Origin of the sequence: Bacillus piscicola, from assembly GCF_022458745.1 — a bacterium.
GTDB lineage: Bacteria > Bacillota > Bacilli > Bacillales > Marinococcaceae > Alteribacillus_A > Alteribacillus_A piscicola.
Genome location: NZ_JAJJJF010000008.1, coordinates 143,789 through 149,961, shown reverse-complemented (window position 1 = coordinate 149,961; position 6,173 = coordinate 143,789). Strand labels below are relative to the sequence as shown.

Annotated in this window: 8 protein-coding genes; 1 reads left to right on the top strand and 7 read right to left on the bottom strand. The window is 43.6% G+C overall.

What is annotated here, in order from left to right:
- Nucleotides 1-21 precede the first annotated feature (21 nt).
- The 6 genes from LOR49_RS13045 to LOR49_RS13020 all read right to left on the bottom strand — a co-directional run bounded on the left by LOR49_RS13045 (nt 22) and on the right by LOR49_RS13020 (nt 4,451).
- Nucleotides 22-177 (bottom strand): hypothetical protein, encoded by a 156-nt coding sequence (locus tag LOR49_RS13045; RefSeq protein WP_240377182.1) that lies wholly within the window; start codon nt 175-177, stop codon nt 22-24.
- Between the two features lie 56 nt (nt 178-233).
- Complete coding sequence (locus LOR49_RS13040) at nt 234-350, bottom strand: type II toxin-antitoxin system PemK/MazF family toxin (RefSeq protein ID WP_240377174.1); 117 nt, start codon at nt 348-350, stop codon at nt 234-236.
- Nucleotides 340-510, bottom strand: coding sequence for a hypothetical protein (locus tag LOR49_RS13035; RefSeq protein WP_240377173.1), 171 nt, complete (start codon nt 508-510; stop codon nt 340-342). The genes LOR49_RS13040 and LOR49_RS13035 overlap by 11 nt, the downstream gene beginning before the upstream one ends.
- A gap of 88 nt (nt 511-598) precedes the next feature.
- Nucleotides 599-796 carry a tyrosine-type recombinase/integrase gene (locus tag LOR49_RS13030; protein WP_338021151.1) on the bottom strand — a complete coding sequence of 66 codons (198 nt, stop codon included), beginning with the start codon at nt 794-796 and terminating at the stop codon, nt 599-601.
- 844 nt (nt 797-1,640) lie between these two features.
- Entirely contained in the window at nt 1,641-3,032 is a 1,392-nt protein-coding gene (locus LOR49_RS13025; RefSeq protein WP_240377172.1) for a DUF6880 family protein, read from the bottom strand.
- A 60-nt stretch (nt 3,033-3,092) separates the two neighbouring features.
- Entirely contained in the window at nt 3,093-4,451 is a 1,359-nt protein-coding gene (locus LOR49_RS13020) for an S-layer homology domain-containing protein (protein WP_240377171.1), read from the bottom strand.
- 538 nt (nt 4,452-4,989) lie between these two features.
- On the opposite strand from LOR49_RS13020, the gene LOR49_RS13015 reads away from it, so the two are divergent.
- Entirely contained in the window at nt 4,990-5,499 is a 510-nt protein-coding gene (locus LOR49_RS13015) for a type 1 glutamine amidotransferase domain-containing protein (RefSeq protein ID WP_240377170.1), read from the top strand.
- Here LOR49_RS13015 and LOR49_RS13010 read toward each other — a convergent pair.
- A complete protein-coding gene (locus LOR49_RS13010) occupies nt 5,486-6,058 on the bottom strand; it encodes a hypothetical protein (protein ID WP_240377169.1) in 573 nt (190 codons plus the stop codon). The genes LOR49_RS13015 and LOR49_RS13010 overlap by 14 nt on opposite strands.
- Between the last annotated feature and the right edge of the window lie 115 nt (nt 6,059-6,173).

Below are 6,173 nucleotides of genomic sequence, written 5' to 3'. Positions count from 1 at the left end.
GCAGAACTAATAAGTTTCTTCTTAAAATAATCTTTTACATATATTTAAGACGCTTTCAAGGTCATGGTTATGTAAATTACCTAAATGACGTTTCAATTCTGAACCGTGTATAGAAGTGATCTTAGAAGTACGTGCAACAGATGGTTTTACCAAACCTGCTTCTTTCCAATACTCCAAAACAACGTCAAATTGGTTTCTTGGTTTCTGACTGGTAACCGGTGCAATAATGACATCTACATATAACGCCAACTCATTCCAACAATAATAACAGGGCGTTGTTTGATTTGATACGTTCCTTTAAAACGAACATCTGCCAACCAAACCTCGCCCTGCTTTAGTTTATTGCTCATTGTATATGTCATCCTCCTCATTATCCCACCAGGAGTAGTTTTCCCCTAACAAAATTACATCAGGAGTCATATATTTCTCCTTTATTTTATCAAGTACCTTTCGTCTTTCTTGTTCACTCAACATATCAATTTCTTTTATAATTTTTTCAGGAATAGACATACGTCACACCTCCATTAAGCTGTATCCTTATTATGCATTATTCTTTTAGTAACATAAATGCTCATACATTTTTAACTTAAGTAATTCATCAAAAATATTTGTTGTAAAAATCATACCTTAATTTCCCGCTAAGATGTGCATATATTCTAGTTGTTTCACTCTTTTCATGGCCTAGCAGGCTTTGAATCACTTCCAAAGGCGCACCATTATCAACCATGTGTGTAGCGTAACTATGACGTAATTGAAGTGGATGAATTGTCTTGTTAATTCCGGCGCGATTTGAAATACGTTTAACAATATATCTTCAGGAATCTATACTCATACGTTTTGGATGACAGTCCTTGTTTCAACGCTCCTTGTTTTCCAAGTCCCTTACTTATTTTAGCTCTTTGCCATTTTCACGACGTCATCGAGACCCGGTGATGCTTTTATTTCCACTTCTCCCCGTTTTCGCGACATCATACAAGGGCTGTAAGCTTCTTATTTTCACAATGTCTTGCTTTCAGTACTTCATTCAAACGCTTTGATGGCTTTGTTTCGAGAATCCCTCCTTTTCGCGACGTCACACAGGGGCTATGACGCTCTTATTTTCATGAGCAGGTGATTTCAATGCTTCATCCAGATCTTTAGAAGTCTTTATTTCTGGATTCCTGCATTTTCACGACGCCATCGAGCCCCTATGATGCTCCTATTTCCGCTCATCCCCATTTTCACGACTCCATACCGTGGCGCTGAGGTTGTTATTTTCATGAATAGCTAATTTCAATGCTTCATCTAGAGGCTTTGATGTCTATTTTTCGTCTTTCCACCGTTTTCACGAAAATTATCGCGGAGATGTGTAAAAATAACTACAGATAGTTTTCATCACACTAAAATTCGAATATACTAGGAGTAAACATTGCATACATTAAAAAAGACCATAGGTGCGCTAACACCTACGGTCGACAATAGTTTGGTTCCCTTCAAGGGGGATCGGCCAAGATGAAAATAACTCACCCGTGGGCTGCTAACTCAAGGGTGAGTTATTTTTTGTGCGACAGCAGTGCTACGAGTAAGACCCCGAAGTTACCATCACCATCTGTATAACAGGTGCAGTCCCTCAGTCCATTCTTCCTTCCCCCATCAGTCGATTATTTTATTTTGTTCAGTTCATCCAGGAAAGCCGGTCTTCTTTTATGTGTGTCTTTCAGCTCTTCGATGAGCGTTTGCGCGGGGTCGGTGCCGCATGCTTTTTGATACAGCCGAATGGTTTTGCACACTTGGCGATACTGTTTTCGCTCAGTCGAACGATCTGCCTCTTCTTTAATGTGTTTGATAAATAACTCATTTACTGCTTCCGGATATTCTTCAACAAGGTACGGGTAGAGATGCTCGATAGCAAGGAGAGTTTTTTTACAGGACTCCAGCAGTTCTGCCGTTAAGCCTTCTTCTATTAGGATTTCCTCATACGTCGAAGGCAGGTACGGCATTTGCTTGAAAGTGTCAACGATCTCCTGCAGAACCTGCGGCCACTCTTCCGGCGAATAAAGATTTTTTAATTTTGGATAATACGTAGAGTCATTCCCGTATAAAAATTCGAGCAGTAATTCTCGTTGTTTTTGGATATCGCCTAGCGCTTCGTACGCTTGCAGTTGATACTTTTTCCATGTCGTGCCTAATCCACGGTAATCCTTGTCGATTTCCAGACCTTGCTCGCAAAGCTTGATCACTTCCTTATACTCTTCTTTTGCGAGCAGACGCTCTATCGCCTTTTCTCGAAAAGCACTGTGCTCCAGGTTGGCGTGGATAAACGTTTCGGCAGCCGCGTCTCCATCACAAAACTCGATGACCTCCAGCTGAATTAATTTCACTTGTTGGATTTGAGATTGTCTGCCCCACGCCTGCTTCGGTACTGCCTCAAGCATTTTTGACAACTCGTTTTCTAATTTTTTTCGCCTTTCGTTCGTATCACAGAGGTACACACAGCACCTCATCAACGCCAGCCGCCAATTCGTCCAGCCATCATAGCGCTTCAGACGCGCTTCCTTCATCAAAGCGGTGAATAACGTATGTCGCTCGCTCTCATTCATATCTTTCACACCGCTCTCGATTGCCTTGTTAATCGCTTTTAAGGCCTGGTCGATCACAAATCCTGCATGACCGCTTGAATCATCGCTATGTCCGATCATCGCCACGACGCTTCCCATCACCGTCAGCGAAAGTAAAACTGCCGTCTCTGTCTCTCCCCTCTCTACCTTATCATCCGCTTTCTCAAGCGTCATTTCCGCACCTTGAAGAGCCGGAAATACGTCATGGTAGTTAATAAAACCCCGTTTTTTGTAGCGGTTGATGCATTCCTTTATCACTTTTTTTGCCGCTTTCACCTCATCCTCCGCAGGGGCATAGGTAAACACGATGCGCTTTTCCACTTCAGGATATCTTTCGCAAACATCTAGGATAATCGCCGCCATTTCCTCTTTTGAAAGACTGGAGATAAGGCTTTTGATATCCGTTTCTTTATTCGCTTTTTCGGACTCTGGCATTGCGGACCACCCTTTCCTTTATTTTTCATTTAAAAAGAAAAAGAGAGCCTGTTCGCCCTCTTATCGTTCTATATATTCTACTTGATTATAAAAGACCCCTTCTGCTATTAGCAAACCGCCTGGTTCTTCTATGAATGCTTCGGGTATGTTCCCGTCCCCTGCATAAGCTGCTTTCTTCCTGATTATATTCCCATCAAGATCATACACCATTAGCGCATTTTTTTCCTCACCTAAAATGATTAAGTATTCATCAAACACGTCGATATCTCGTAGATCTTCCCCTTTATACAGGACGTGCCTGTCACCGTTTAACAAGTTCAACTTCCGAACTTCATCCCCGTGTTTATAAAAAGCATAATGACCGGAAAAGTCAATAACCGGGTTAGGTTTACCAGCCACGGTATCAAGGGCGCGGTCGTTTTGATATAACGTATTATTTTTCACATCATATTTTTCCCCACGAACAAAATACACGTTTTCCCCTGCATCTTTTTCAACCAGTGTGACGTCCTCGTCTTTATATGCGTACAGGTCGTGCCGGTACTTCTCCGGGTATTCCCCTGGATTCTCCAACACTCTCACAGAAAAATACAAAGAATCACCGACCACTTGAATCTCTTGTTGTCTATCCACAAAGCTAGACTCCTCTAACTTGTCATAAAAAGCGAGTTCTGTTAAATCTACTCTTTCTACTTCTTCGTACTCACCATTTTCCAATTCACGATAAGTAACGAAAGCTTCCTCTTCATTATCAAGTGTATGAAGTTTTCCGTTATGCAGTACGAATTGACTGTAATCTCCTGCAAGCCGCTCGGCCGGCTCTCTTTCATCCAGTTTATCCGTCGCCCGGTGCAGGAAGGTGACGAATTGGGCTCGAGTGGTCGTTTCCGACGGGGCGAATGTGCCGTCTCCTTTTCCTCCTGTGATGCCGCTCTCCGCAAGCGCTCCAATATCTGTGAAATTCCAATAATCCCGCGGAATATCGGTGAAATAGAAGTGTTCATTTTTCTGCAGCTCAAAGGCACGGGTTAAAATGGTTGCCATTTGTGCTCGGGAAAGGGGCTCATAAGGCCTGAAATTCCCATCGCTCCCCCGCATAATCCCCGTTTCCTCCATAACCGCTACGACGTCTTTTGCCGGAAAGTCTTCTTTGATATCAGTGCTTTCCAGCTCTGTGTCGTCTCCTGCCTCCAAGCCAAGCTCCTTCATGATCATCGCGGCCGCTTGAATACGTTTTACGGGTTCGTTCGGTTTAAATGTGCCGTCCGGAAACCCGCTCATCGTCCCTCTGTCGGAAAGAACATCAATCGACGATGCGGCCCAAAAGTCTTCCGACACATCCGGAAAAGACTTCGCCGCCACAACGGATGGAGAAAACAACAGACCAACCGTCACTAGTGTCCCTATTAATTTCCTCATTTTCTCCCCCCTAATCTTCCCCCTATTCTAGTAAATAATCATAACTATTTCAATTTTTTGTAAGTATTACTCATACCTTCGTACATTGATACGATGAGGGCTACCCTGTTATCAGTTGCTGATTTCAGGACTTCATTCGGACGCTTTGATACCTTTATTTCGGAGGTTCTTCGTTTTCATGACTTCATACACCTACTATGACGCTAGTATTTTCACAATTAGTTGGTTTTAGGGCTTCATTCAAGTGCTTTGACGCCTTTATTTCAGAGATCCTTCATTTTCATGACTCCATAGAACCCCTATGACGTTTCTTTTCCAGCTGACTGACTCTTTCACGACTTCATACACCTGCTAGGACATTGTTATTTTCACGAATAGCTGATTTCAGGGACTCATTCAAGCGACCACCAGCGTTATTGGAGTCAGCAGCGCTTCATGATGACATGTAGGGTTCTTCGGAGGGAAAAGCACGCTCTTTGATTTCCATAAAAATATCATTTACAGTGGATCTAACGATAGGTAATGGAGGGATAATTTTATGGCAAAAGTAGCGTTTCTTTTAGCGAATGACTTTGAGGATTCAGAAATGAAAGTACCGTACGAAGCAGTGCAGGAAGCAGGGCATGACACCACCATTGTCGGTCTTGAAAAAGGCGGGGAATGCAAAGGCAAAAAAGGAACCGTTACCTATACAGCTGATCTCGCAGCTTCTGACGCGAAAGCCGATGATTTTGATGCGGTTGTCATACCAGGCGGCAGTGCGCCGGAAGCATTGCGCGTGAATGACGACGTTGTGCAATTTGTGAAAGCGGTACATACACAAGGAAAGCTAATCGCAGGAATCTGTCATGGCCCGCAAGTGATGATCAGTGCGGACATTCTGAAAGGAAAAACGGCCACATGCTATATCGGGATACGTGACGATGTGAAACTGGCAGGAGCCCACTATAAAGATGAGGAAGTTGTTGTCAGCGATAACCTTGTGACATCCAGAACCCCAAAAGATGAGCCTGCTTTTGTACGTGAGATCCTGGCTAAATTAGGTTAATGAAGCAATACCGTGACGTGTAAGCCGCCGCTTCGCCTTGTGACTTTTTAGAATGTGATAGGCACCCTTCCATGTAGGAGAGGGTGCCTGCTTTTTTGTATCCCATCATTGCCATTGCACTTGGTGGGGCACAGTTTATTTCACTGCTGCTTTTAGTTTCATTTATTTCATTAACCGTTTCACATTCTGTTGTACCGGCTGCTTCGCCGGCTGTTTCAGTGATTATTTCACTCACCGCTTCCCTATGTACAGTATCCGGGTCTTCCGGTAATGCGCCTATTCCCTCTTCTGGCGTAAGTGAAATCAAGTGGTAGGATCCTCCTGTTTTGTCATAGTCGAGGTAGCCTTTTTCAACCAATTCTTCACGGGCGTAAAAGAACATGCGCTTTTTGAGCCCCGCCCGACACGTAATAATGGGAATGGCGACCTGAAACGTATCCGGATGTCCGGCTTTTATCCGGGTATACTGCAACGCATGCCACAGAGACGCGGCGGCGTTGCTGAGCGGGTCCATTTCCTGGCGTTCGTAAAAAGCAATCGTTTCTCGTACATGTCTCATCGTCATTATCTCCTCTATTCATTTGTGTAGGGCACCTTGCTCAAGGTAAAAATGATCATATCTTAAACGATTTCATCATATCTGATTTTTCAGTCTCCTCCAATGCTGCCGAGAC